Annotated in this window: 28 protein-coding genes; 20 read left to right on the top strand and 8 right to left on the bottom strand. The window is 31.6% G+C overall.

The genetic code is table 11. The annotated features are described in order from the left end of the window. Nucleotides 1-633: 633 nt before the first annotated feature. The 16 genes from porW to APS56_RS10625 all read left to right on the top strand — a co-directional run bounded on the left by porW (nt 634) and on the right by APS56_RS10625 (nt 16,044). Complete coding sequence (gene porW / locus APS56_RS10695) at nt 634-3,204, top strand: type IX secretion system periplasmic lipoprotein PorW/SprE (protein WP_054727938.1); 2,571 nt, start codon at nt 634-636, stop codon at nt 3,202-3,204. 11 nt (nt 3,205-3,215) lie between these two features. Beyond that, the gene (locus APS56_RS10690) at nt 3,216-3,635 is read left to right on the top strand and encodes a bactofilin family protein (protein ID WP_054727936.1); all 420 of its coding nucleotides are present in this window, start codon (nt 3,216-3,218) and stop codon (nt 3,633-3,635) included. Further along, a complete protein-coding gene (locus APS56_RS16780) occupies nt 3,589-3,846 on the top strand; it encodes an AtpZ/AtpI family protein (RefSeq protein WP_082379334.1) in 258 nt (85 codons plus the stop codon). Before APS56_RS10690 ends, APS56_RS16780 begins: the two co-directional genes overlap by 47 nt. Further along, nucleotides 3,847-4,218, top strand: coding sequence for a DUF6168 family protein (locus APS56_RS10685; protein ID WP_054727935.1), 372 nt, complete (start codon nt 3,847-3,849; stop codon nt 4,216-4,218). 132 nt (nt 4,219-4,350) lie between these two features. Next, entirely contained in the window at nt 4,351-5,466 is a 1,116-nt protein-coding gene (gene atpB / locus APS56_RS10680; protein WP_054727933.1) for a F0F1 ATP synthase subunit A, read from the top strand. A 40-nt stretch (nt 5,467-5,506) separates the two neighbouring features. Next, the gene (gene atpE / locus APS56_RS10675; RefSeq protein WP_054727931.1) at nt 5,507-5,695 is read left to right on the top strand and encodes an ATP synthase F0 subunit C; all 189 of its coding nucleotides are present in this window, start codon (nt 5,507-5,509) and stop codon (nt 5,693-5,695) included. Nucleotides 5,696-5,793: 98 nt separating this feature from the next. Then, nucleotides 5,794-6,294 carry a F0F1 ATP synthase subunit B gene (locus APS56_RS10670; RefSeq protein ID WP_054727929.1) on the top strand — a complete coding sequence of 167 codons (501 nt, stop codon included), beginning with the start codon at nt 5,794-5,796 and terminating at the stop codon, nt 6,292-6,294. A gap of 6 nt (nt 6,295-6,300) precedes the next feature. Beyond that, nucleotides 6,301-6,837, top strand: a complete 537-nt coding sequence (atpH, locus tag APS56_RS10665; RefSeq protein WP_054727926.1) for an ATP synthase F1 subunit delta — start codon at nt 6,301-6,303, stop codon at nt 6,835-6,837. 54 nt (nt 6,838-6,891) lie between these two features. After that, nucleotides 6,892-8,472 carry a F0F1 ATP synthase subunit alpha gene (gene atpA / locus APS56_RS10660; protein ID WP_054727925.1) on the top strand — a complete coding sequence of 527 codons (1,581 nt, stop codon included), beginning with the start codon at nt 6,892-6,894 and terminating at the stop codon, nt 8,470-8,472. Nucleotides 8,473-8,565: 93 nt separating this feature from the next. Beyond that, nucleotides 8,566-9,426: an ATP synthase F1 subunit gamma gene (atpG, locus tag APS56_RS10655; protein ID WP_054727923.1), complete on the top strand. Its 861-nt coding sequence runs from the start codon at nt 8,566-8,568 to the stop codon at nt 9,424-9,426. 164 nt (nt 9,427-9,590) lie between these two features. Beyond that, nucleotides 9,591-11,018, top strand: a complete 1,428-nt coding sequence (locus APS56_RS10650; protein ID WP_054727921.1) for an oligosaccharide flippase family protein — start codon at nt 9,591-9,593, stop codon at nt 11,016-11,018. Between the two features lies 1 nt (nt 11,019). Beyond that, the gene (gene dut / locus APS56_RS10645; RefSeq protein ID WP_054727919.1) at nt 11,020-11,454 is read left to right on the top strand and encodes a dUTP diphosphatase; all 435 of its coding nucleotides are present in this window, start codon (nt 11,020-11,022) and stop codon (nt 11,452-11,454) included. Nucleotides 11,455-11,525: 71 nt separating this feature from the next. Next, nucleotides 11,526-12,545, top strand: coding sequence for a sugar phosphate nucleotidyltransferase (locus tag APS56_RS10640; protein ID WP_054727917.1), 1,020 nt, complete (start codon nt 11,526-11,528; stop codon nt 12,543-12,545). 99 nt (nt 12,546-12,644) lie between these two features. Next, nucleotides 12,645-14,006 carry a tetratricopeptide repeat protein gene (locus APS56_RS10635; RefSeq protein ID WP_054727915.1) on the top strand — a complete coding sequence of 454 codons (1,362 nt, stop codon included), beginning with the start codon at nt 12,645-12,647 and terminating at the stop codon, nt 14,004-14,006. Between the two features lie 16 nt (nt 14,007-14,022). Then, complete coding sequence (gene lolB1 / locus APS56_RS10630) at nt 14,023-14,802, top strand: lipoprotein insertase outer membrane protein LolB1 (RefSeq protein WP_489884301.1); 780 nt, start codon at nt 14,023-14,025, stop codon at nt 14,800-14,802. Next, the gene (locus APS56_RS10625; RefSeq protein WP_054727910.1) at nt 14,803-16,044 is read left to right on the top strand and encodes a murein hydrolase activator EnvC family protein; all 1,242 of its coding nucleotides are present in this window, start codon (nt 14,803-14,805) and stop codon (nt 16,042-16,044) included. Between the two features lie 22 nt (nt 16,045-16,066). Here the strand turns inward: APS56_RS10625 and APS56_RS17250 are convergent, their stop codons facing one another. Both APS56_RS17250 and APS56_RS10620 read right to left on the bottom strand, forming a co-directional pair. Continuing rightward, the gene (locus APS56_RS17250) at nt 16,067-16,279 is read right to left on the bottom strand and encodes a DUF6515 family protein (protein ID WP_082379333.1); all 213 of its coding nucleotides are present in this window, start codon (nt 16,277-16,279) and stop codon (nt 16,067-16,069) included. Between the two features lie 54 nt (nt 16,280-16,333). Then, complete coding sequence (locus tag APS56_RS10620; protein WP_054727908.1) at nt 16,334-16,846, bottom strand: acyl-CoA thioesterase; 513 nt, start codon at nt 16,844-16,846, stop codon at nt 16,334-16,336. Between the two features lie 253 nt (nt 16,847-17,099). Here APS56_RS10620 and pnuC point away from each other — a divergent pair, with 253 nt between their 5' ends. Together pnuC and APS56_RS10610 are read left to right on the top strand one after the other, a co-directional pair. Beyond that, nucleotides 17,100-17,708, top strand: coding sequence for a nicotinamide riboside transporter PnuC (gene pnuC / locus APS56_RS10615; RefSeq protein WP_054727906.1), 609 nt, complete (start codon nt 17,100-17,102; stop codon nt 17,706-17,708). Then, nucleotides 17,674-18,699 (top strand): acyl-CoA dehydrogenase family protein, encoded by a 1,026-nt coding sequence (locus APS56_RS10610; RefSeq protein ID WP_054727904.1) that lies wholly within the window; start codon nt 17,674-17,676, stop codon nt 18,697-18,699. The genes pnuC and APS56_RS10610 overlap by 35 nt, the downstream gene beginning before the upstream one ends. Before the next feature lie 75 nt (nt 18,700-18,774). On the opposite strand, the gene APS56_RS10605 is transcribed toward APS56_RS10610, so the two are convergent. Continuing rightward, on the bottom strand, nt 18,775-19,734 hold the full coding sequence (locus tag APS56_RS10605; RefSeq protein WP_054727903.1) for an HU domain-containing protein: 960 nt from the start codon (nt 19,732-19,734) through the stop codon (nt 18,775-18,777). A gap of 103 nt (nt 19,735-19,837) precedes the next feature. Here APS56_RS10605 and dprA point away from each other — a divergent pair, with 103 nt between their 5' ends. Next, entirely contained in the window at nt 19,838-20,941 is a 1,104-nt protein-coding gene (gene dprA / locus APS56_RS10600; protein ID WP_054727900.1) for a DNA-processing protein DprA, read from the top strand. A 16-nt stretch (nt 20,942-20,957) separates the two neighbouring features. On the opposite strand, the gene trpS is transcribed toward dprA, so the two are convergent. After that, a complete protein-coding gene (trpS, locus tag APS56_RS10595; RefSeq protein WP_054727898.1) occupies nt 20,958-21,926 on the bottom strand; it encodes a tryptophan--tRNA ligase in 969 nt (322 codons plus the stop codon). A 115-nt stretch (nt 21,927-22,041) separates the two neighbouring features. Between trpS and APS56_RS10590 the strand changes: the two genes are divergently transcribed. Beyond that, the gene (locus tag APS56_RS10590) at nt 22,042-22,782 is read left to right on the top strand and encodes a lysophospholipid acyltransferase family protein (protein ID WP_054727896.1); all 741 of its coding nucleotides are present in this window, start codon (nt 22,042-22,044) and stop codon (nt 22,780-22,782) included. 84 nt (nt 22,783-22,866) lie between these two features. Here APS56_RS10590 and APS56_RS10585 read toward each other — a convergent pair whose 3' ends face one another. From APS56_RS10585 to recA, 4 genes are all read right to left on the bottom strand, one after another. Beyond that, a complete protein-coding gene (locus APS56_RS10585) occupies nt 22,867-24,357 on the bottom strand; it encodes a hypothetical protein (protein WP_054727894.1) in 1,491 nt (496 codons plus the stop codon). Continuing rightward, the gene (locus tag APS56_RS10580) at nt 24,358-24,900 is read right to left on the bottom strand and encodes an RNA polymerase sigma factor (RefSeq protein ID WP_054731347.1); all 543 of its coding nucleotides are present in this window, start codon (nt 24,898-24,900) and stop codon (nt 24,358-24,360) included. A 26-nt stretch (nt 24,901-24,926) separates the two neighbouring features. Further along, nucleotides 24,927-25,340 carry a hypothetical protein gene (locus APS56_RS10575; protein WP_054731345.1) on the bottom strand — a complete coding sequence of 138 codons (414 nt, stop codon included), beginning with the start codon at nt 25,338-25,340 and terminating at the stop codon, nt 24,927-24,929. A 122-nt stretch (nt 25,341-25,462) separates the two neighbouring features. Next, nucleotides 25,463-26,482: a recombinase RecA gene (recA, locus tag APS56_RS10570; protein ID WP_054727892.1), complete on the bottom strand. Its 1,020-nt coding sequence runs from the start codon at nt 26,480-26,482 to the stop codon at nt 25,463-25,465. Between the last annotated feature and the right edge of the window lie 12 nt (nt 26,483-26,494).

The raw sequence follows: 26,494 nt of genomic DNA, 5'->3' as shown, positions 1-26,494 counted from the left end.
ACTTTTAAGAGAGAATGATAACATGTATGGCTAGTGAAATTACTTAAAGAGTAAAGGAGTTTAGTATAGTAGCACTGAATATAATTAGGAGACATTACATTCATCATTGCACAAATTAGAAACCGAAGAGTTTTTGGATGTTGAAATTACCAAATTAAATAATAGAATACGTAAAAATATTATAAACTTACAGAATAGGACCAGGACACTAAAGAAACCATGAATAAAATTGTGCATTAGAAAGTTATATTCAAACCATGCCAGTATTGATGAAATATAAAGAATCTCAAACACAACAATTACACACCCTTAAAGAAAATATAATTTAGAAGGCTATGATGTGCAAAATTGATTAAATGGTATTGTAAATCAGAGTAAAATTAATTTCATATGCTTTCTAAACTTCTTTTTTTCTATGTTTGTTTATCCTATAGTTTACTATATAAAATAGTAAGTCCTAAAATAATTAAAAAAGCTTTCAATGAATATTTGGAATATATTAGGACAACAAAGTAAACAGTTTAACCAAAAATTACGACATTTTATCGCATAATCAAAAAAGATGCTTATTTTTACCCTCTTACATACTAAATGTAGTAGTTTATAGTTATTTATAACACCAAAACCAAGGTATTGAAAACATCTTATCGCGCCATATTAGCCTTTTTATTCTTTACATTTGTTATAACCAGTTGTTCTAGGAAAAAAGATAAGTTTTTAAGTCGTAATTTCCATGCAGTAACAACTGAATTTAATGCGCTTTACAATGGAGGTATTGCCTTGGAGCAAGGGCGCACAGAACTTAATAAAAGTTACATTGATAATTATTGGGAAGTTTTGCCTATTGAACGCATGCAAATTGATGAAGAAATTATTCTTCCTGGGCAATCTAAAAATGAAGATTTTAATCGTGCAGAAGAAAAAGCCGTAAAAGCTATCCAGAAGCACAGTATGAATATTGATGGTAAGGAAAAAAACCCGCAAATAGACGAAGCTTATTTATTATTAGGAAAAGCACGTTATTTTGACCAACGTTTTATACCTTCTTTAGAAGCTTTTAATTACATTCTTTATAAATATCCAGCTAGTGATAAAATAAACCAGGCAAAAGTTTGGAGAGAAAAAGCGAACATCAGACTTGAAAATGATGAATTGGCTATTAAAAATTTAAAAAGATTATTAGAACAAGAGAATTTAGAAGGTCAAGAGTTGGCAGATGCTACCTCTATTTTAGCTCAAGCCTATTTAAATATTAAAGTGGTTGATACTGCTATTACCCTTTTAGAAATAGCTTCCAATGCTACCAAAAGTAATGATGAACGTGGTCGATACTGTTTTATTCAAGGTCAATTATATAATCAACTGGGGTATAAAGACAGTGCCAACATTGCTTTTGATAAAGTAATAGAGCTTAATAGAAAAACACCTCGCATTTATATGATAAGTGCACATATAGAAAAAGTTAAAAATTTTGATTACGAAAATGGAAACACCATGGAGTTGTGGGAGTTTTTAACAGAACTTGAAGAAAACAGAGAAAACCGTCCGTTTTTAGATAAAATTTATCATCAAATAGGTCAGTTTCATCAGCAAAGAGGTTCAGATTCCTTGGCTGTAACCTATTATAATAAGTCGTTAAGAGAACGTTCACAAGATAAACAGTTAAAAGCAAGGAACTATCAAATTTTAGGTGATATGAATTTTAATGCCTCTATATATAGGCTTGCAGGTGCGTATTATGACAGCACCATGCTTAATTTAAAACTCAATTCCAAACCATATCGAACCATTAAACGAAAAAGAGATAATTTAGATGATGTTATCTATTATGAAGACATTGCTCAAGTAAACGATAGCATTTTGAAATTGGTAAACTTTTCGGAAGCAGAGAAATTAGCTTATTTTGAATCCTATGTTGAAAAATTAAAAATACAAGCAGAGGAAGCTAAAGAAAAAGCTGAAGCTTTAGAGCGAAAAAACACAGGTTTAAATACTGTAAATAATAATATAAATTCAGTTATACCCTCACGAGGAACAGGAGTGCCAAGTCAAGCTGCTTTATTTTATTTTTATAACCCTACAACTGTATCCTATGGTAAAAATGAGTTTGTAAAAGTTTGGGGTGATAGGGTTTTAGAAGATAACTGGAGATGGTCTCATAAAAGTTCATCAGGGATTAGTTCCTCTAGAAATTCTAATACTACTATTGAAGATTTAGCATCCGAAGAAGAGCGTTTTAATCCACAATTTTACATTTCCAAAATACCTTCAAATGAAAAAGAAATTGATAGTATCTATAAAGATCGAAATTATGCGTATTATCAACTAGGTTTGATTTATAAAGAAAAATTTAAAGAATACGAGTTAGCAAAAGATAAATTCAATAATTTGCTTAATAGCCATCCAGAAGAACGATTAGTTTTACCTTCTAAATATAACTTATATAAGATTTATGAATTATTAGGCGAAAATTCAGAAGCCGAAATTGCTAAAAATGAGATTATAAATAATTACCCAGATTCGCGTTATACTAACATTTTAACTAACCCTGATTTGGCGTCAGAAAAAGATGAAAGTAGTCCCGAAAGTATTTATGAAACGGTTTATGCTCTTTATGAAAATCAAGAATACGAAAAAGTTATTTCAGAAAGCGATAATTATATAAGTGTATTTGATAGTGAGCCAATAGTTCCAAAATTTGAACTTTTAAAAGCTTCGGCAACTGGACGTTTATATGGATACGAATCGTATAGTAAAGCCATTAATTATTTATCTGTAACGTATGCAAATACCGAAGAAGGTAAGCAAGCACAAGAAATTGAAACCAAAGTATTGCCAAGAATTGCTGCTACAGAATTTGTGGAAAATGATGACTTAGAAAAGCATTACAAAGTCGTGTTTCAATTTGATAATGCAACCAAAGAGGATATAAATATGTTTGACAAAACTTTGAAAGAAGAAGTGTTACCAAACATTAAATATTACAAATTAAGCAGTTCCGTTGATGTTTATAATCCTAATACTACCTTTGTAATTGTTCATGGATTACATAATGAAGCTGTAGCTAAAACATTTGATCAGCTGTTAACCAAAGAAGATAAACAGAAAATTAAAAAACCATTTTTTGCTATATCCTCTAATAATTATAAAATTATCCAAATACATAAAAATTTGGAAGCATATTTAAACATTAGTAATAACTAAAAATAAAAGTTATGTTTTCTGATAATAAAAAAAACAAACACATGGAAGAAAGAGCAAGTCAAAATATTATAGCACAAGGCACTAAAATTATTGGAGACTTTAATAGTGAGGGTGATTTAAGGATTGATGGTGTTATTGAAGGTAATTTAAAAACCTCAGGAAAAGTGGTGGTTGGTAAATCTGGATTTATAAAAGGAACGCTTCAAGGTGCGGATGCTCATTTTGAAGGTAAATTTTCAGGTAAATTAATGCTTTCTGGAACGCTTACTTTAAAATCATCAGCGCATATTGAAGGCGAAGTAGTGGCTGAGAAATTAGCAGTAGAACCTGGAGCAACGTTTAATGTAACGTGTGTTATGAAAGGAGCAGTAAAGGACACGAATTATGGCGGACAACAATCAAAAAAAGCAGGATCAGAAAAATCAGCTTAATCCATATATTAGGTTTTCTTCTATTGCAATTCAAATGGGAGTGACTATTTATTTAGGTAGTTTATTAGGAGCTTGGTTGGATACAAAATTTAATAGTGATAACCAGTTATATTACAAAATAGTTACTTTATTTTCGGTTTTTATAGCAATGTTTGCAGTAATTAAACAGGTTTTAAAAATTAGTAATGATGATAAAAATGATAATAAATAAATGATTAAGCGTATTTTATTTGTAGTAGCTATTTTTCTTCTTCTTTTTTTGATTAGCTACAACCTTCATAATTATTTTTTAAATTCAACACCTTCATATTCTTTGTTAGATGTATATCTTTTTCATGTTATCGCAGCTATAATTGTATATGTAATAGTAGAGTTGGTTTTTAGCGTTTTGCCAAATCAAACGGGTTACGCCTATTTAGCTTTAATTTTTTTAAAAATTGGTTTGTTTGTTTTAATTTTTCAAAATTCTATTTTTTCTAATGATAATTTAACTCAATTGGAACGTATAGGTTTAATAGTGCCTCTGTTTTTGTTTCTAATTTCAGAAGCCGTTAGTGTATCAAAACTTTTAGTCAAACAATAGTTTTAAAACAGATAATATTTGTAAGATAATTACTTACGAAAAAATCTAAATGAAAAAGACTTTTAAATTTTAAATTATTACTTACATTTGCACAAAATTTACAGAGCATAAATTTATTTAGTTACAAAAAGTATGACGGTGGCAAAAAAATCTATCAAGTTTATAGTCGTTTTAGTTTTAGCGTTGTTTTCAATATCTTCATATGGAGACGATTCTCAAAATAAACCAGGAAACAAAGTAGATACTTCTGAAGAAATCAGAGAGTATATTGCACACCACTTAAAAGATTCGCACGATTTTCATTTATACACTAATAATGAAACAGGTAAGCATTACGGATTTCCGCTTCCTGTAATTGTTTGGACAAGTAATGGGCTTAAAACGTTCATGTCATCTGAATTTCATCATGATGATAATGCGCAAGTTATTGTTGATAAAGAAGGAACTAAGCTTGTTAAATTTCATAGCAAAATATACGAATTAGAATCTGGAGCAACTTCTGTGAGTTTTGACGATTCTCACCATATTACTAATGGAAGTCGAGTTTTGGATTTCTCAATTACAAAAAGCGTATTTGGAATGCTATTAGCAGGACTTTTAATGATTTTAGCCTTTGGAGGTTTAGCAAAAGGATACAAAAGAGGAAAGTTAATACCAACAGGATTTAGTCGTGCTTTAGAGCCTTTAGTGATTTATGTTCGTGATGAAATAGCAAGACCAAACATTGGAGAAAAAAAATACCGTAAGTTTATGGGCTTTTTGTTATCTGTATTTTTCTTTATCTGGATATTAAACATTTTAGGCTTAACTCCATTAGGGTTTAATGTTACAGGGCAGATAGCTGTAACCGCTTGTTTGGCTATTTTTACTATGGTTATTTATTTGGTTAGCGGAACAAAAGATTTTTGGGCACACACATTGTGGATGCCAGGTGTACCTTTTGTATTAAGACCCATATTAGCCGTAATAGAACTAATTGGTTTTGTTGTTATAAAACCGTTCTCATTATTAGTGCGTTTATTCGCTAACATTACAGCAGGTCACTTTGTGGTAATGAGTTTAATTGCTCTAATGATAACTTTAAAAGCCTCTTTCGGACCTGTAATTTCTACAGGAATGTCGTTAGTACTATCTTTATTTATAATGGTAATAGAGCTTTTAGTAGCGTTTTTACAAGCATTTATATTTACGATGTTATCATCGTTATTTATAGGAATGGCAGTTGAAGAACATGATCATTCGCATTAATAAGAATTTGTTTAATTAATATATATAAAATCAAATTACTATGTACAATTTAATTGGAGCAGGATTAATCGTAATCGGTGGAGGTATCGGTTTAGGTCAAATTGGTGGAAAAGCAATGGAAAGTATTGCTCGTCAACCTGAAGCAGCTGGAAAAATTCAAACTGCCATGATCATCATCGGAGCCTTATTAGAAGGTTTAGCATTCGGTGCATTAATCTTAGGGAAATAAAATTCCTAAAAAAAAGAAACAGCATCCTGTAACGGTTGGTTGCAGGACCTGTTTTTAAAATTAAACAAAAACAACTAACAGCTAATTTATAGTTTTACATGGATCAGTTATTAAACGATTTTTCACCGGGCTTATTTTTTATGCAAGCCATTATCTTATTGGTATTAATTTTATTAATGAGAAAATTTGCTTGGAAACCAATTTTGGACGCTTTACAAACTAGAGAAGATGGTATACAGAACGCATTAGATTCTGCTGAAAAAGCAAAATTAGAAATGCAAAACCTTCAAGCTGATAACGAAAAGTTATTAAAAGAAGCTAGAGCAGAACGTGATGCTATGTTGAAAGAAGCACGTGATATTAAAAACAAAACAATTGAAGAGGCTAAAGGTGAAGCGCAAGAGCAAGCTAATAAAATAATTGAGCAAGCTCAAGCTGCTATTGAAGGTGAAAAGAAAGCTGCAATGGCAGAACTTAAAAACCATGTAGCAGGAATATCTTTAGAGATTGCAGAAAAAGTAATGCGTACTGAATTATCTAACAAAGACAAGCAATTGCAATTGGTTGAAACTATGTTAAGTGAAAAATCATTAAACTAAGTTACAATGGCAGGAGTAAGAGCAGCAGTACGTTATGCTAAAGCAGTATTAAGTTTAGCATCTGATCAAAAAACAGCAGATGCTGTAAATAACGATATGAAGTTAATCGTTACTACCATTGCTGAAAATAAAGATTTAAGTGAAGCACTTCAAAGTCCTGTGATACCTTCTTCAGTTAAAAAGTCAATATTATTAGATGTTTTTAACACAGCAGATAAAACAACGGTAGGCCTAATAGATCTTTTGATTAGTAATAATAGAATTGATATTTTAGAGGATGTCGCTTTAAAGTATAGTCAGTTGTTAGATGAATCAAAAGGTATTGAGTTAGCAACTGTTACCACAGCAATTGCTTTAACAGCAGATTTAGAGAAGAAGGTTTTAGCAAAAGCTAAAGAGCTTACAGGTAGAGATGTTGAAGTAAAAAATATCATAGATGAAAGCATTTTAGGTGGTTTCATTTTACGCATAGGCGATGTACAATACAACGCAAGTGTAGCTAATCAACTTAATAAACTAAAAAGAGAACTTACATTAAATTAAAAGCTGGTCGTTGCGCATAGTCGAAACGACAATTTAAGCAAAAATCAAATAAAGATGGCAGAAGTAAAACCAGCTGAAATATCAGCAATCTTAAAAAAACAACTTTCAGGCTTTGAGGCAAGTGCTTCATTAGACGAAGTAGGAACTGTATTAACAGTAGGTGACGGTATTGTACGTGCTTACGGATTAGCTAATGCACAGTATGGTGAGTTAGTAGAATTTGAAGGTGGTGCTGAAGGTATTGTACTTAACCTTGAAGAAGATAATGTTGGTATCGTATTATTAGGTACTTCTATAGGTGTTAAAGAGGGTTCTATTGTAAAACGTACGTCTCGTATTGCTTCTGTTAAAGTAGGAGAAGGTATTGTTGGTCGTGTTGTAGATACTCTAGGAAATCCTATTGATGGAAAAGGACCTATTACAGGGGAAACTTATGAAATGCCTTTGGAGCGTAAAGCACCTGGAGTTATTTTTCGTGAGCCAGTAACTGAACCATTGCAAACAGGAGTTAAAGCTATTGACGCTATGATTCCAGTTGGTAGAGGACAACGGGAGTTGGTTATTGGTGACCGTCAAACTGGTAAAACAGCTGTTTGTATTGATACCATCTTAAATCAAAAAGAATTTTATGATGCAGGTGAGCCTGTATATTGTATATATGTTGCTGTTGGACAAAAAGCTTCAACAGTAGCTTTAATTGCTAAAACGTTAGAAGAAAAAGGAGCATTGGCTTATACAACTATAGTTGCCGCAAATGCTTCCGACCCTGCTGCCATGCAAGTGTATGCTCCTTTTACAGGTGCTTCCATTGGAGAATATTTTAGAGATACTGGTCGTCCAGCTTTAATTGTTTATGATGATTTATCTAAACAAGCAGTTGCATACCGTGAGGTATCTTTATTATTGCGTCGTCCACCAGGACGTGAGGCGTATCCAGGTGACGTTTTCTATCTTCACTCTCGTTTATTAGAACGTTCAGCTAAAGTTATTAATAATGATGATATTGCTAAGGAAATGAATGACCTTCCTAATTCACTTAAGGGAATTGTAAAAGGTGGTGGTTCATTAACAGCATTACCAATTATTGAAACACAAGCGGGTGACGTTTCTGCATATATTCCAACAAACGTTATTTCTATTACTGATGGACAAATTTTCTTAGATGGAGATTTATTTAACTCTGGTGTTCGTCCAGCTATTAACGTAGGTATTTCGGTATCTCGTGTAGGTGGTAATGCTCAAATTAAATCCATGAAAAAGGTATCAGGTACCTTAAAGTTAGACCAAGCTCAGTTCCGTGAATTAGAGGCCTTTGCTAAGTTTGGTTCAGATTTAGATGCTGTTACATTAAACGTAATCAACAAAGGAAAGCGTAATGTAGAGATTTTAAAACAAGCACAAAATGATCCTTTTAAAGTTGAAGATCAAGTAGCTATTATTTACGCTGGATCTAAAAATTTATTAAGAGATGTGCCTGTTGAGAAAGTAAAAGAATTTGAAAGTGATTTCATTGAATTCTTAAGAGCAAAACATGCAGATGTACTAAATACTTTAAAAGCAGGAAAATTAACTGATGAGGTTATAGATACACTAACAGCTGTAGCTAAGGATTTATCAGGGAAATATAAAGCTTAAAATTCAGAGTTTAAAGTGATGGTAACTTTAAATTTTAAATAAAAAATTAATGTCACTCGGAGCTTAGTCGAAGAGTCTTTATAAAAATAAAGAATGGCAAATCTAAAAGAAATACGTAACAGAATATCATCGGTATCTTCAACCATGCAGATAACCAGTGCCATGAAAATGGTATCAGCTGCTAAGTTAAAGAAAGCCCAAGATGCTATTACCGCTATGCGTCCTTATGCAGATAAGTTAACCGAGCTTTTACAAAGTTTAAGTGCAACTTTAGATGCAGATACTGGAAGTCAGTATTCTGAACAACGTGAATTAAAAAAAGTCCTTATTGTAGCTATTACTTCAAATAGAGGTTTAGCAGGTGCTTTTAATTCAAACATTATTAAAGAAGTTAATAGGTTAACATCTCAAACGTATGCAAGCCAAGAGGTTTCTTATTTAGTTATTGGAAAAAAAGCAAATGATGCTTTTAAAAAATCTAATAGAATTATAGCTAATAAGAGTGACCTTTATGATGATTTAACTTTTGAGAATGTTGCTGAAATTGCTGAATTTTTAATGGAAAAATTTGTTGCTGGCGAATTTGATAAAATTGAAATTGTTTATAACAAGTTTAAAAATGCAGCAACTCAAATTGTGATGACTGAGCAGTTTTTACCAATAGTTCCGATGGCGGGTGAAATAAATAACAATGCGGATTATCTTTTTGAACCTTCAAAATTAGAAATTGTTGAGCAATTAATTCCTAAATCTTTAAAAACACAATTGTATAAAAGTATTAGAGATTCTTTTGCTAGTGAACACGGTGCACGTATGACTGCTATGCATAAAGCAACCGATAATGCAACAGAGTTAAAAAATCAACTTACATTAACATACAATAAAGCTCGTCAAGCTGCAATTACTAATGAAATTTTAGAGATTGTTGGTGGTGCTGAAGCCTTAAATAATTAATGAGTTTGTTATTTTTGCATTGCTGAAATAAAATTATATTTTTATTGTAAGTATAAAACAAAGTTTTAACAAAGTGTTCATTTAAATAAATTATAAACCTAACTTTAGCGAGTTAGGTTTTTTTGTTATAAAAACCTTAATTTTAACCAAATAAAAACAATTCTTTGGGTACATTAAAAAAGTTTTTTAAAGACACCATCATTTATGGATTGGCAACTGTTTTGCCAAGACTTATGAATTTTGTTTTAGTACCACTTCACACAGAAAAATTAAACACATCAAGTTATTCTGATAATACGACCTTTTATATTTATGCAGCATTCTTTAATGTCTTGCTAACCTATGGTATGGAAACAGCTTTCTTTAGGTTTTTCAGTAAGAGTGAAGAAAAAGGTAAAGTATTTTCAACAGTTTTTATCAGTTTAGTAGTTACCACCCTATTATTTTTAGTACCTGTAGTTTCGTATAGTACGCAACTGGCTGCATTGGTTAATTTAGATACAAATTACTTTAATTTATTAGTTGGTGTTTTAGCTTTAGATGCACTTGTTGTAGCTCCGTTTGCTTATTTAAGAGCAACAGGTAGGCCAATCAAATTTACGGCTATTAAACTTTCTAATATAGCAGTTTATGTACTGCTTAATTTTTTCTTTCTGTGGGCCATTCCTAAGTTTGGTATGTCATTTTCTAATTATGATAGTAATGATTTAGTTAAATATATTTTCATATCAAATTTAACAGCTAGTATAACAACATTGTTATTACTATCCCCTTATTTTTTTAAAACAAAACTTGAATTTAGTATCAAAATATTTAAGCAGTTATTTAGTTATGGTTGGCCTATTATGGTTGCAGGTTTGGCGTATGTAATTAATGAAAATTTTGACAAATGGTTATTGCCAACTGTTTTAGGAAAGGATATAAATGGTGCATATAGTGGTTGTTATAAAATAGCTGTATTCATGACTATTTTTATTCAAGCATTTCGTTTGGGTGCAGAGCCTTTCTTTTTTAATTATGCAAAAGAAAAAAATGCTCAAAAAACCTATGCTGTTATTATGAAGTATTTTGTAATCTGTGGTAGTTTAATGATGGTTGGTATTGTGGCCTATCTCAATATTTTCAAAGAACTCATTGTAAGAGATGAATCGTATTGGGTCGCAATAGAAATAGTACCGGTAGTATTGTTGGCTAATTTATGTTTAGGTATATATTTCAATTTGGCCATTTGGTATAAGTTGACTGATAAAACGAGATTTGGTATGTATATTTCTATAATAGGTGCCTTTATTACCATTGTTTTTAATTATTTAATGATTGAAAGAATAGGTTTTATGGCATCAGCTTGGGCAACATTGGCAGCCTATGCTTCTATGATGATGATATCATATACTTTAGGAAAAAAACATTACCCTGTGCCTTATGATGTAATAAAAATAGGAAGCTACTTAGGCTTGGCCATTCTATTGTCTGCTATTTCATATTATAGATTTAATACTAATTATTACATAAGTACAGTAATTGTTTTAGTATTTTTGGGAATCATTTTTATATCAGAAAAAAACGAAATAAAACAGCTTTTAAAAAAATAAAATGCAAATAAAAATTATAAACAAATCAAGTCATGCTTTACCAAATTATGAAACCATAGCTTCAGCAGGTATGGATTTACGAGCTAACTTATCAAAATCAATTACTTTGAGACCTTTAGAACGAACTATCGTAAAAACAGGTTTGTTTATTGAATTGCCAATAGGTGTTGAGGCACAAGTGCGTCCAAGAAGTGGATTGGCAGCAAAAAAAGGTATTACCGTTTTAAATGCACCTGGAACTATTGATGCCGATTATAGGGGTGAAATAGGGGTGATTTTAGTTAATTTATCACATGATAATTTTGTTATTGAAAGTGGCGAACGTATAGCACAATTAGTTATCGCTAAACACGAACGCGCTGAATGGGTTGCAGTTGAGACTTTATCTGAAACAGATAGAGGTTCAGGAGGATTTGGTAGCACAGGTGTAAAATAATTAGGCGGCTACGTGTAAAAATTTTTGATTAAAAAAATGTCCTCTTTCATGAGGATGACAAAATATAAAAAATGAAAATAATAGTACCAATGGCAGGACGAGGTTCTCGTTTACGTCCACACAGTTTAACTGTTCCAAAACCATTAATTCCAGTAGCAGGACAACCAATTGTTCATCGTTTGGTAAAAGACATTGCCAAAGTTTTAAAACAACCCATTGAAGAAATAGCTTTTGTATTAGGAGACCCTGCTTGGTTTGGTGATGATGTGGTGTCAAGTTTGGAAAACTTAGCTAAAAGTTTAGGCGCTAAAGCCTCCATATACCGTCAAGATTTGCCTTTAGGAACAGGCCACGCTATTATGTGTGCCAAACCATCTTTATCAGGACCAGCAGTCATAGCTTATGCAGACACATTAATTCGGGCAGAATTTGATTTAGATTCAGTAGCAGATAGTGTTATTTGGACCAAACAAGTGAAAAATCCAGAAGCTTATGGTGTTGTAAAATTAAATGCCAGTCAAGAAATTGTAGAACTGGTTGAAAAACCAAAAAATTTTGTAAGCGACCAAGCCGTAATTGGTATTTATTATTTTAAAGATGTAGCAGTTTTAAAAGGAAAATTACAAGAAATTCTTGATGAAAACGTTATGAATGGTGGCGAATATCAAATAAATGATGGTATTAAACGTATGATGGCAGACGGTAAAGTGTTTAAAACGGGTACGGTAGATGAGTGGATGGACTGTGGAAATAAAGAAATTACCATAGAAACCAACCAACGCATGCTGGGTTTTTTAAATGCTGATTCTGAAGAACAATTGGTGGCTTCTTCAGTAAAATTAGAAAACTCTAAAATAATTGAACCTTGTTTTATTGGTGAAAATGTGGTACTTAAAAATACAACCGTGGGGCCTTTTGTATCTATTGGGAATGATAGTATTATTGAAAATACAACTATTAAAAATAGTTTGATTCAAACCAACACAAGTATTAAAAATGCTGATTTAGATAATGCCATGATAGGAAATCATGTAAAATATGATGGAAATTTTAAGGCAGTAAGTATTGGTGATTATTCTGTTTTAGAATAGAATCCTGTAAAAGTAGGAATCTCATCAAACATACTTTGGAACAAAATTTAAACCTATTTGTGATGCTCAGTTTGTTGAAACATCACATAATTAATATCAATGAAAAATAAAATCTACATGTTTCTTTTTTTCTTCGGACTGTTAATGGTACCGCAGTTAAACTATGCGCAAGTAGATTTTAATAAAAAACCAGATGACGATTTAGGTAATAATGAAGATGCTTTTCAAGAACTCTTTTTTGAAGCTTTAAAACAAAAAAGTATTGAGAATTATGACAGGGCTGCTGAAGCTCTTTTAAAATGTATAGATATAGACAAAACGGTACCTGTAATACACTTTGAATTAGGTAAAAATTATGTGCAGCTTAAAAATTTTGGCAGTGCTGAAGATGCTCTAAAAGAAGCTGTAAAATTAGAACCTGATAATGAATGGTATTTAGATGAGTTGTATGCATATTACGCATCGCAGGATGATTACGATAAAGCCATTAAAACCGTAAAACAGTTGGTACAATACCACCCAGATTATAAAGAAGACTTGGCGTCTCTTTACTTTAGAACTAAAAAATATGACGAGGCCTTGGAGGTTTTAGACAGTATGGATACCGAATTCGGAATTTCAGTGTCAAGAGATATGATGCGAAATCAAATATACGAGGTTACTGGAAGAAAAAAGGAACAGATTGAAAACCTTGAAGAACGTATTGATAGTAACCCAGATAAAGAGTCTAATTATTTGGCACTTATTTTTCGCTATAGCGAAAACAATGAAACCGCAAAAGCTTTTGAAACCGCAAAGGAACTTTTAAAAATCAATCCCGATTCTCAAATTGTACATTTAGCCTTGTATAAGTTTTATTTAGATGCTAACGATATCGATAAGGCTATTGAGTCTATGAAAATAGTGATTAAAAGCTCCCAGATAAGACCAGATGCCAAACAAAAAGTATTGTTGGATTTTGTAAATTTTGTTTCTGAAAATCCAGAATACGAAGCTGATTTGATAGAAGCTACAACTTTAGTTGAAGACACCAACAATGAAAAAACATTATTGGAATTAGCTCAATATTATTTAAAAACTGGAGATAAATCCAAGGCTTTACACTATTTTGAAACCGCTTTAAAAATACAACCTGATAATTTTGCAGCTTTACGCAATGTTATGCTATTGCATATAGATTTGAATCAATATGATTTGGCTTTGGAAAAAAGCGATAAGGCACTACAGAAATTTCCATCACAGCCTATTTTTTACCTTATTAACGGAGTGGCTTTAAATCAGAAACAAGAAGCTAAAAAGGCTATTAATTCTTTAGAAATGGGATTGGATTATATTATTGATGACCCTAAGATGGAAGCTGATTTTTATAATCAATTAAGTGCTGCATATACCCAACTAAACAATACCATAAAGGCTAAATTGTTTGCAGATAAGGCTAATAAAATAGTACAATCTAATTAATATTTTAAATAAAAATTTGAATACAATACGCCCCACATTCCTCATTATAATAAGTTTTATGGTTCTAACTTTAGGTTGTAAATCTTCAAGAACCATTAGCTATGGAGAAAAGAATTTAAACTTATCGACTAAACAAGTTCTAAAAGAACATTTAAAGCTGACTCCCGATTTTAAAATGCTTTCCTCAAGAGTTAAAATTGATATTGCTGAGGGAGAAAAGCAAAGCGGTTATACGGTGAATATGCGCATGGAAAAGGATAGGAATATTTTGTTAATGTCCACACCCATTTCTGTGGTAAAAGCTTTAATTACACCAGACAAAGTAAGTTTTTATAATAAGTTAGATGGCACTTATTTTGAAGGTAATTTTAAATACTTAAGTGATTTATTGGGTACAGAATTAGATTTTGAAAAAGTTCAAAATTTACTCATTGGTGAGGCTTTATATAATTTAAATGATGGAAATTATAAAGCTTCTGTTCATGATGATGCTTACTTACTTCAACCTAAAAATCAATCAGCACTTTATGAGCTGTTTTTAATTTTAGACCCTACTATTTTTAAATTGAAATCGCAACAAATTACGCAGTCAGAAACCTTTAGGCATTTACAGATAGATTATTTATCGCATCAAGAAGTAGATAAACAAACTATACCTGAAAAAATAAAAGTAATTGCAGTAGAGGGCACTGAAGAAATGATTATTCAACTGGAATTTAAAGCTGTATCTTTGAACGAAGATTTGAGGTTTCCATTTAGTATACCTTCAGGATATAAACGTATTGAGCTTAAATAAATGCCCATAAAAGTAACATATAAACTCTTATTATTAACTGTATTCTTATTGAGCAGTATGGTTGGTTTTTCACAAAGTGATAAACAACAGCAGTTGGAAGAACGCCGACAAGAATTACGTCGAGAAATTAATAAAATTAACCAACTACAAGCCGAAAATAAATCTAAGCAAAAATCACAATTATCGCTAATTGAAAGTTTCAATTATAAAATTAGTGTGCTTGGTAACTTAATAAAAATCACCAATCAACAAGCCAATTTACTGACTAGAGAAATTAATAATAACCAAAAAAAAATATCGGATCTCCGAACTGAATTAGCGCAGCTTAAAGAAGATTATGCTGCTATGATTGTAAAGTCTTATAAAAGCAAAAATGAGCAAAGTAGAATCATGTTTTTGTTGTCTTCAGATGATTTTAAGCAGGCCTACAAGCGTTTGCAATACATCAAACAGTATTCGGATCATCAAAAGCAGCAAGGTGAAGATATAAAAGCTAAAACGATAGAACTCCAAAAAATTAACCAAGATTTATTAAAACAGCAAGAGATTAAAAATAAACTGATTGCTGAAAATAGAGAATCGCAAAAAGTTTTAGAAAAAGAGCGAAAAGAACATCAGGAAATTGTGGCATTTATCAATAAGAACTTAAATACTTACGCATTACAAATTAAAACGAAGCAGCAAGAGGCAGATAGAATTGATAAGCAGATAAATGATATTATTAGAGCAGAAATTGCAAAGTCAAAGAAAAAAACGGGTGCTGTGGCTACAACTTCTACATCAAGTGCCTCCAGTTTTTCTTTAACTGCAGAAGAAAAAGTTTTGGCTTCCAGTTTTGCTTCTAATAAAGGCAAATTGCCATGGCCAGTTGAAAAGGGTTATGTTACCGTAAAATATGGTACACAACGGCACCCCGTTAATAAATCATTAACCATTAAAAGTAATGGTGTTCGAATTGCCACTGAAAAAGGGGCTAAAGTAAGAGCTGTTTTTAATGGAGAAGTTACTCGTGTAGTAGTTATAAAAAATGCAAATGCCATTGTAATGATTCGTCATGGAAATTATATTACAGCTTACAAAAATTTAAAATCTGTATTTGTTAAAGAGGGTGATAAAGTAAGCACAAAACAAGATATTGGCGAGGTATTTACAAGTCCAAATAATGGTGATACTATTTTGTATTTTAGCATGTATAAAGAAGTTGAAACTCAGGATCCAGCTTCTTGGATTTTTAAAATGTGATGTGGTATATTATAATCAATAATTAAAGCCTCACTATTGTATATCCTTTTCGAGTTTTTTTGTAATAATTCCCATTCCAGGAATAATATTGATTGCCTTTAATCTTTACGATTTTGTAATGTCTTGGAGGAGTTTTTACTACGGTTATGGCGGCTGGTCTAGTAATTACCCGCGTTGCGCATGATGTTAAATTTAATAAACAAATAGCTGAAAATGAAATTAAAAAAAGTCTCATAGTAATTTTATTTTGAGTTTACTATTAAGACTTTAAAATTAAAAAAAGGTTTAATTAATCAAATAAAGCCTTGAGTTCTGAGGCATCATTAGGTTTTATTTTTCCTGCTAATAATAAACTTAATTGTTTTCTACGCAGTGCAGCATCAAATCGTTCTTTTTCTATTTCAGTTTCTGGAATAACTTCAGGAACAAAGGTTGTTGGTTTTCCAGTATGGTCAACTGCTACAAAGGTATATATGCCTTCATTAGCTTTTAGTTTTTCACCTGTGGCAGTATCTTCCACCCAAACATCAATAAACACTTCCATAGAGGTTTTAAAAGCTCTTGTAACTTTAGCCTTAACACTAACTACACTGCCTAATGGTACTGCTTTGTTAAATGCTACGTGATTTACAGAGGCTGTAACTACTATTTGATTGCAATGTCGTCTTGCCGAAATACTGGCAGCACGATCCATTCTGGCAAGCAATTCGCCTCCAAAAAGATTATTTAGTGGATTGGTTTCTCCAGGTAAAACAATATCGGTTAAAACGGTAAGAGATTCTTTAGCTGTTTTGGCTTGCATTAATTTTATTTTTAACAATTTGGTAAAGATAATAGATTTTAAAGATTGCGAATTAAAAGCCTTTGTTTTATTAATCGGTAATCACAATAGTTTCCGTATCTTTGTGACATAAATGGGGTGCTCTACATACAGGGCTGAGATGATACCCAGGAGTTTTTCTCCGTACCTGATTTGGATAATGCCAACGTAGGGATTTTGATCATACACTACTGTATTTTCATTTTGTGTCATCTTGATATTTAAAAAATATTAGATGATAATGGAATTATTGACACACCTTACTGTATTGCAATGGATTGGAACTCTTTTTGGTGTTACCCAAGTACTTTTGGCTAGAAAAAATAATATTAATAATTATCTTTTTGGAATCGTTTCTATTTTAATAAGTCTGTGGGTGCTTTATGTATCGCGTTTATATGCTGATATTTTACTTAACCTTTATTATTTGGTTATGAGTATTTATGGCTGGTTTTATTGGAAAATGGGTAAGAAAAATACTGAAACACCTATTTCTTATTCTAGTGGGAAAGAGCATCAAATAGCTATAGGAATTGTTATTGGTTGTTTTCTACTAATGGTTTATTGGCTTGGCCAGCATACCGATTCTGATGTTCCTTATTGGGATGCTATAGTTTGTGCATTTGCTTGGGCAGGCATGTGGCTCATGGCAAAACGTAAAATTGAAAACTGGGTGTACTTAAATATCAGCAATTTTATATCTGTACCGTTACTTATTTACAAAGGATTATATATTTATGCAGGTTTGACCATTTTCTTATTTATTGTGGCTGTATCAGGATATATTGAATGGAAAAAAATTCTAAATAATGGAAGTAAAAAAGAGCAGCAAGCAGCAACTTAAAGAGCTTTGTTTAAATCAAGACATATTACCAAAAGAGGTATTGGATTGGGTTGCAGATGAAAATCTGTGGAATTTATGGATTCCAAAATCACATGGTGGTTTAGAAATGTCTTTATCATTGGGGTTGAGAAAATTACGCTCTTTAGCAGAGATTGACGGAAGTTTAGGATGGACTGTTACACTTTGTAGTGGTGCTAATTTTTTCTTCGGAAATTTAAAAAAAGAGTTTGCTGATACTATTTTTACAAACCCTAAAAAACCTGTTTGTTTTGGAGGTAGTGGCGGTGTTTTTGGCACTGCTGAAAAAAAAGATGATGGGTATATTATTTCTGGAACATGGAAATATGCCACAGGTGCACCCTATTTAACACATTTTACTTTAAATGCAAAGTTATTAGAAAATGGCAAAGCCATTATAGACAAAAATGGTGCGGAAATTTTTCGCTCATTTGTGGTTGATAAAGAAGATGTGGAAATTATTAAAGATTGGCATACTATGGGGTTAAAAGCAACGGCTACCCATTCTTTTAGGGTCAAAGAAAAATGGGTTTCAGAAAAAAATAGTTTTATTTATAATGAATTGGAATATGACGCCCCAATTTTTAAAGTCCATTTTTCAGTATTTGCAGATTTAACTTTGTGGGCAAATTATTTTGGTATGGCTGTTCATTTTTATAAGGAATCTATCCAGGTACTCACCAAAAAAACAGAGCTTAATTTTTTGAATTTAGAATTAGAAAAATCATATGAGAAAATTAATCAATTTGCCTTAAACATAGAAGGTAAGATTAATTCTGGAATTAGTGTGCCTGAAACGTGGATTAAAGATATACACGAAGAAGCTTCAAACTCAGTAAAATCAATGACTGAAGCCATTATTAAAATATACCCTTTATTAGGTGTACAAGCATGTAGTGATCCCCATATTTTAAACCATATTTTTAGAGATTATTTTACGGCAACACAACATCATATTTTCACTCGAAATTAGACTTTAAACCAAAAAAATACAGCATAAAAATGTAGACTTTTATGCTGTATTTTAAAGTGGACAAAAATGTATATTTTAATCTAATTTTCTAACATCTAACCAAGCTTCTGGATTGTGATTTTTTTTAATATCTCGTAATGCTTTTAAGGCTTCTAATCGGTCTTCATAACTTGCATAAACAACCTCGTGTAAGCCATATTTATTAACTCCAATTTTACGGGCTTTAAAACCTTCTGCTTTTAATTGCTCTATTTTTTTATAGCAATTTTCTTCAACTCTAAAAGCTCCAGCAATGATATGATAATTTCCTGTTTGTTTTGTTACGTTTAAAGTAATTGCAGGTAATGGATTATCAATAACAAATGTGGCTTGTTGTATTTTGGTCTCTAATTGTTGTGAAGCTTCTTTTTGAGCTAATTGATTATGTGTTTCTATTTGATTTACATAAAAATTAGAAGCTGTAAAGCCGCCTAAAGTTAACGCAATTAGTGCAACGGCGGCATATCTTAAATATGGTTTTTTGGTATTTGATGAGTTTACAGAAGCACGTTTTTCTGGAGTAATCGTTATAGGTACTACTTTTTCAATAGTCTCAACAGTTTCTTTATAAACTTCACGAGTTACAGCTGGGGAAGCAAATTCAGATAAACCAAATGAATCGGTTAAATAGTTCAAATTGTAAGTTGGCTCAAATACAATTTTACTTTCGTTGTTTAAAACTATGTCTCCAACATTATTAAAGGTTATGGTTTCGCCTTGGGTTAGATAGCTTTTTATTATATGAACTCGCTTTTGAATTTTTTCTAAAGCAATTTCAAAAGGAATTTTTTCAACATCGGCAATATAATTAGCCAATAGTCCATCATTGTTTTGGATTTGTTCATTAAATGCCAATTGTTTTTTGGGAGGATAAAAAATATTGGTGCTATCGTTAATAGTTGCGGGTACTCGTTGTGTTAAAAACGCTCCAAATTCTGGAATCGTAACACAGTCATATCTATATAATAAATCGCTGATGTAAGTCTCTAATTGCATAAAACAAAGTTAAAAAATTAAGGTTTTAGAAACCGTTTCGATCCAACTATTTATTAACATTATAACATTTTTTTTATTATCTTCTCAAAATCAAATTTATAGGATGACAGAAAATGATTTGCTTTATACCTTGGCGTTGCAACAAGTAAAAAATATTGGAGATATTACAGCAAAGAAACTCATTTCGCATTGTGGAACAGCTGAGGCTGTTCTTAATGAAAAGAAACAAAATTTGCTTAAAATTGATGGTATTGGAAGTGTGGTATTAAAAGACTTACATGAAAAAACATATTTTGAAAATGCTGAAAAGGAAATCCGGTTTATAAAAGATAATGGTATTGATTACTTATATTTTTTAGAAGCCACTTACCCTGAGAAGTTAAAACATTGTATTGATGGTCCTATTTTATTGTTTAAAACAGGTAATATTAATTTAAAAAATGAGCGCATCATCAGTATTGTTGGTGCTCGAAAAATAACTACCTCTGGTATTGCTTTTTGTGAGCAACTTGTTGAACAATTAGCAATTTACAATCCTGTTATAGTTTCAGGCTTTGCTTATGGCACTGATATTACAGCACATAAAGCAGCTGTAAAACACAATTTGCAAACTGTAGCTTGTTTGGCTCATGGCATGAATCAAATTTATCCTAGAAGCCATAAAAAGTATATGGTTGATATGGAAAAAAATGGGGGTTTTTTCACTGATTTTTTAAGTAGTGATACTTTTGATAAGAATAATTTTTTAAAACGAAATAGAATTATTGCAGGTTTAAGTGAAGCGACTATTGTTATTGAATCTGCTGAAAAAGGGGGCAGTTTGGTAACCGCTGATATTGCTAACTCTTATAATCGTGATGTATTTGCCGTTCCTGGTAGAACTACTGATAGTCAGAGTGTTGGGTGTAACAACTTAATCAAACATCAAAAAGCACATATGCTTTCTAACCCTTTGGATGTGCCTTATATTTTAAATTGGGAATTGGAAGATACTCAAAAACCAGCTATTCAAAAGCAATTGTTTGTTGAGCTTGATGATACTGAAAAAATCATTTATAATTATTTGAAAAAATCAGAAAAAGAGCAGTTGGATGTAATTGCCATACATTGCAACCTCCCTATTTTTAAAGTAGCAAGTGTACTTTTGAATATGGAATTGAAAGGCATTATTAGGCCGTTACCAGGTAAATTATTTGAAATTATTTAACTGTATTTTGTATAATTTAATACCCAACCTTATCTCGTACACGCTTTAAAACCTCATTAGCTACTAATTTTGCTTTTTCAGCACCTATAGCTAATACTTTATCAATTTCGTGTAGGTTGTTCATATAATAGGTATAACGTTCACGTTCCGTTGCAAATTTTTCAATTATCAATTCAAATAAAGCTTGTTTAGCATGTCCGTAGCCATAATTGCCATTTTCATAATTGGCTTTCATACTTTCAATTTGATCGTTATCAGCTAATAGGCGATAAATAGCAAAACAGTTGCAAGTTTTCCATTCTTTTGGTTCTTCAAGAGGGGTACTATCTGTTTGGATACTCATTATTTGCTTGCGCAGTTTTTTATTATCTAAGAAGATATTGATAGTATTATTTCTACTTTTACTCATTTTTTCACCATCCATACCTGGGATGAGCATAATATTTTCCTGGATTTTTCCTTCAGGTAGTACAAAAACTTCTCCCATTTTAGCATGAAAACGAGATGCTACATCTCGTGTCATTTCAATATGTTGTAATTGATCTTTACCAACAGGAATAATTTCAGCATCATATAATAAAATGTCTGCAGCCATAAGCATTGGATACGTGAACAACCCTGAGTTTACATCTTCTAACCTATCGGCTTTATCTTTAAAACCATGTGCTAATGTTAAGCGTTGGTAAGGAAAAAAACAGCTTAAATACCAAGACAATTCTGTAACTTGAGGAATATCACTTTGTCTGTAAAATACGGTTTTTTCAACATTAAGTCCACAAGCTAACCAAGTGGCAGCAACTGAATATGTGTTTGTACGCAACTCTTCAGCGTCTTTAATTTGAGTTAAAGTGTGTAGGTTCGCGATAAATAAATAGGAATCATTTTCTGGTTTTTCAGCCATGTTTATAGCTGGAAGAATAGCTCCTAAAATGTTCCCTAAATGTGGTGTTCCTGTACTTTGTATGCCTGTTAATATTCTTGCCATAGTGTCATTCCTGTGAAAGCGGAAATCTCATTAAAATTAAACTTAGATCTTTTGTGAACACAAAGGTAAATTTTTTAATAGAATAGTATCATTAATTTAAGTAGTTTTGAAGGGTATGAAACTATTCAAGTACATTTTCTGGTTATTTTATCGCATTTGGTTTTATATCCTTATTGCCATTCCAATTATTGTGATGTTTCCCATTCTGTTGGTGTCTATTTTAAAAGAATCTTGGTACCCTTACTTTTTTAGGTTAGCTCGAATCTGGTCAAAGTTTATATTGATTGGCATGGGTTTTAATTATCTAATTAAACGAGAAGAAGTACCTCAAAAGCACAAAAGCTATATGTTTATTGCCAATCATACATCCATGGCAGATATTATGTTAATGTTGGTTTCGGTTAAAAACCCCTTTGTTTTTGTTGGAAAACAAGAATTATCTAAAATTCCACTTTTTGGGTTTTTTTATAAGCGTACTTGTATTTTAGTAGATAGAAGCTCGCCAAAAAGTAGACAGGCTGTTTTTTTAAGAGCACAGCGTAGACTAAAATCAGGCTTAAGTATTTGTATTTTTCCTGAAGGAGGGGTTCCTGAAGAACATATTGTTTTAGACGATTTTAAAGATGGTGCTTTTAGGTTAGCCATTAACCATCAAATACCAATAGTGCCATTAACTTTTGCTGATAATAAAAAACGTTTGTCTTATACTTTTTTTAGCGGTAGTCCAGGACAAATGCGCGTTAAAGTTCATAAGTTTTTGTCAACAAGTGGTTTGAAAACAGAGGATACTAAAACCTTGAGAAGCCAAGCACGAACAATTATTTTAAAAGAATTAGAAAAAACTTTTAAAAAATAAAAAACTGCTCTGGGGAGAGCAGTTTTTTTTCGATATTGCTTTTCGAGTTAGTAAAAAAAGCAATATCCAGATCTAACCAAAAACCTAAAATTTAAATCCGATTCCGGTATAAACACCAATGAAATAAGGGGTGAAATTACCAGATGTATTGTTAAATGTTTTAATTTGATATTTGAACATTGGTTCTAAATTCAAATTTAATTTTTTAGTAAATTTATATTGGAAGCCTAGTCCAAAATTGGCACTATAGCTTATGTTATTTATGTTTGTAGCTTCTCCAATGGGGGTTCTATTTCCTTCAACTTCAGAAAATAACTCATTATCACTTAAAAAGAATGAACTAAATCCTCCAATCAAATTAACCCCTAATTTTTTATTCAATAGGTTGTATTGAATTTCTAAGGGTACTTCTATATATCCAAAAGATTGATTTATTGATGTTTTAGAATTAGATGTTAAATTTACAGCTTCATTAGATTCAAAATTATCTCCACTTACTAAAGCTACATTCTCTAAAGCATTGGCATTTTGAGAAGAAGCTTTAACATTGCTTAATAAACTAGAGCTAGAACTTTTTGATAAGGTTTCAAAAACAACTACATTGTTTGTATTATATCCTAAGTTTACTTTATTAATACCTGAACGGATGCTTAACTTATTATTTACTGCATAACTTGCTGAAATACCATAACTCATATTGGCTTCTGCTGTTTTGGAGTTGTTATTAAACTGTCCACCAATGGAAGAACCTTCACTTAAGGTATTAAAATATACAGGTGCTGCGTTTGGTGTAAGACTCCACCTGTTTAATTGTTTTTCTTCCTCAATAATTTCTTCAGTTTTTTTTAAAAAATCTTCAATGGAAGGTTCTTTGTTTTTTTCTAAGTTCTCTGCAACTTGATTGTCTTCCTTGGGTTGAGTATTAGCTATGGTCGTTGGGTTGTTATCATGAATAGGCTTGCCTTCTTCACTATTGGGAAGCTTTGATTCTTTTTCAGGTAGGTTATAATTATTTTTTTCTAAATTTTTTGCAATATAAGTGGTTTTTCCTACTTTGTTTTCTATATTAAGTTTTGGTTTTCCTGTGTTTATTTTTGGTAATTTGTCTTGGTTAAAACCATTATTTTTTAGTTGTGTATCTTCATCTGAATGATTAACAATAGCTTCATTTTTACCTGTGCTAAATTCATTTTTTAAAGAGGAATTTGAAACGTTTTTGTTACTAATAGAGTTATCATTATTTTTAGTTGGATTAACATCTGTAGTAACAGAAATTGTGGTTTTATTTTCATTAGTTTTTGTAGTACTACTACGTGTAGTGTTTTGAGTATCTACTACATTATTTGAAGGAATGATATTTGTAGTATCATCTAAAAAACTATTTCCAACAGTTAAAAGAAGTAATAAAAGCGCAGCTATACCAACGTAACGCCACCAAATAGGAATTACTTTATGCTTTTTGTTTTTTTGTTGCAATTTTGCTTCAATATTATTCCAAACGGCATCGTTAGGTATTGCTTCAAAGTCTTTGAAGCATTCTTGAAATAATCGGTCTATATTTTTCTTATCACTCATTTATAATGACTGTAAGCTATTGTTAGCTTTATAATTTTCTACGGTTTCCTTCAACTGTTGTCTAGCTCTTGCTAAATTAGATTTAGATGTTCCAATGTTAATATTGAGAAGGTTTGCTATCTCTTTATGTGAATATCCATCTAAAACATATAGGTTGAAAACCAATCTGTATCTATCGGGTAGTTCTTGAATACTTTTTAGAAGAAAATCCATAGAAATAGATTCTTCATCAATATCTACAACGACCTCTTCAGCAATATTTTCATTTACAATATCAAATACCTTTTCTTTTCTATAACGTTGCATTACTGTATTAACTGTAATGCGTTTTATCCAACCTTCAAATGAACCTTTGTGTTTATATTGTTCAATTTTATCGAAAATTGTTAAAAATGCGTCTTGCAGGTTGTCTTCGGCTTCGGCATAGTTTCGCGAATACTTCAAGCAGATTGAAAATAATTTACTCGAATAGAGTTTATATAATTCTCCTTGTGCTTTAGTATCATTACTCTTACAATTTTCTATGAGTTGATTTAAACTCAAATTGAACATGTATTAATTAATGTTAATTATTCCACTACAGGCACTTCGATGCTTAAATATTGGTCTTCATCATTCTCATCTTTTCCTTGCCAAAATTTAAAGATATAAGAGCCATTTCCTGTCACTTGAAAATTAAATGTAGCACTTGTTATTTCGTCTTCCAAATCTTCGCAATCACTTCTGTCATAATTAACATTTATAACGGCAACGGTACGTTCGTTATTTTCTTTGTAATAGTAAAAATCGTTAAATACATGACAACTTGTTGGTCTTAAATATTCTACTGTAATAGGGTAGGTTTCTCCTAAAGTAAATTCATCTGGAATATCCACACTTTCAATAGGTAAAACGTCAAAGCTGTAATTGTAGTTATCATCATCGTTAACATTACAAGACGCCAAAAAAATGAGCGTCAAACTCAAAATTAAAAACTTTTTCATTTTTTTAAATTTCTTTTTTATAATATGTTTTTCTTTAAGATGCATACAAATAAAAAAGGTTGCGTATTAAAACAAAAATTCCCGATTTTATCGGGAATTTTTGTTTTAATACTAGGTAATGACTATTCGTCTCCATCACTGTTAGCAGCTTTGGCTATAACTCGTACCTTAGCTTCTAGTTCTTCCATAAGTTCAGGATTATCCTTTATAAGGGCTTTTACGGCATCTCTACCCTGACCAAGTTTGGTGTCTTCATAACTAAACCAAGATCCACTTTTTTTAACAATTTCATTTTCAACAGCTATGTCTAATACTTCACCCACTTTGCTTACGCCTTCACCGTACATAATATCAAATTCAGCCATTTTAAAAGGTGGTGCTACTTTATTTTTAACCACTTTTACTCTGGTTTTATTTCCTAAAACGGAACCACCACTATCTTTAATTTGAGTTGAACGACGAATGTCCAGTCTTACTGAAGCATAAAACTTTAAGGCGTTACCACCTGTTGTTGTTTCAGGGTTTCCAAACATAACTCCAATTTTTTCACGTAATTGGTTAATAAAAATTACGGTACAATTAGTTTTACTAATAGAGCCTGTTAGTTTTCTTAAGGCTTGAGACATTAAACGTGCGTGCAATCCCATCTTGGAGTCGCCCATCTCGCCTTCAATCTCACTTTTTGGTGTTAAAGCGGCAACGGAATCGATAACTACAATATCAATAGCACCAGAACGGATTAAATTGTCAGCAATTTCTAATGCTTGCTCCCCATTGTCTGGTTGAGAAATAATTAAATTGTCAATATCCACGCCTAAGTTTTTAGCATAATATCTATCAAAAGCATGTTCTGCATCAATAAAAGCAGCAATCCCTCCAGCTTTTTGAGCTTCGGCAATTGCGTGTAATGTTAACGTGGTTTTACCCGACGATTCCGGTCCATATATTTCTATGACTCTACCACGAGGGTAGCCACCAACGCCTAATGCAATATCTAACCCTAATGATCCTGATGAAATAGCTTCTACATCAACTACTGCTGCATCACTCATTTTCATTACAGTACCTTTGCCGTACGCTTTATCTAATTTATCTAATGTAAGTTTTAGTGCTTTTAATTTTGCTTCTTTTTCGCTGCTCATTTCTGTTTATTT

The organism is Pseudalgibacter alginicilyticus (assembly GCF_001310225.1).
Classification (GTDB): domain Bacteria; phylum Bacteroidota; class Bacteroidia; order Flavobacteriales; family Flavobacteriaceae; genus Pseudalgibacter; species Pseudalgibacter alginicilyticus.
The sequence above is the reverse complement of the archived record's forward strand: the minus strand, read 5'-3'. Positions and strand labels throughout refer to the sequence as shown.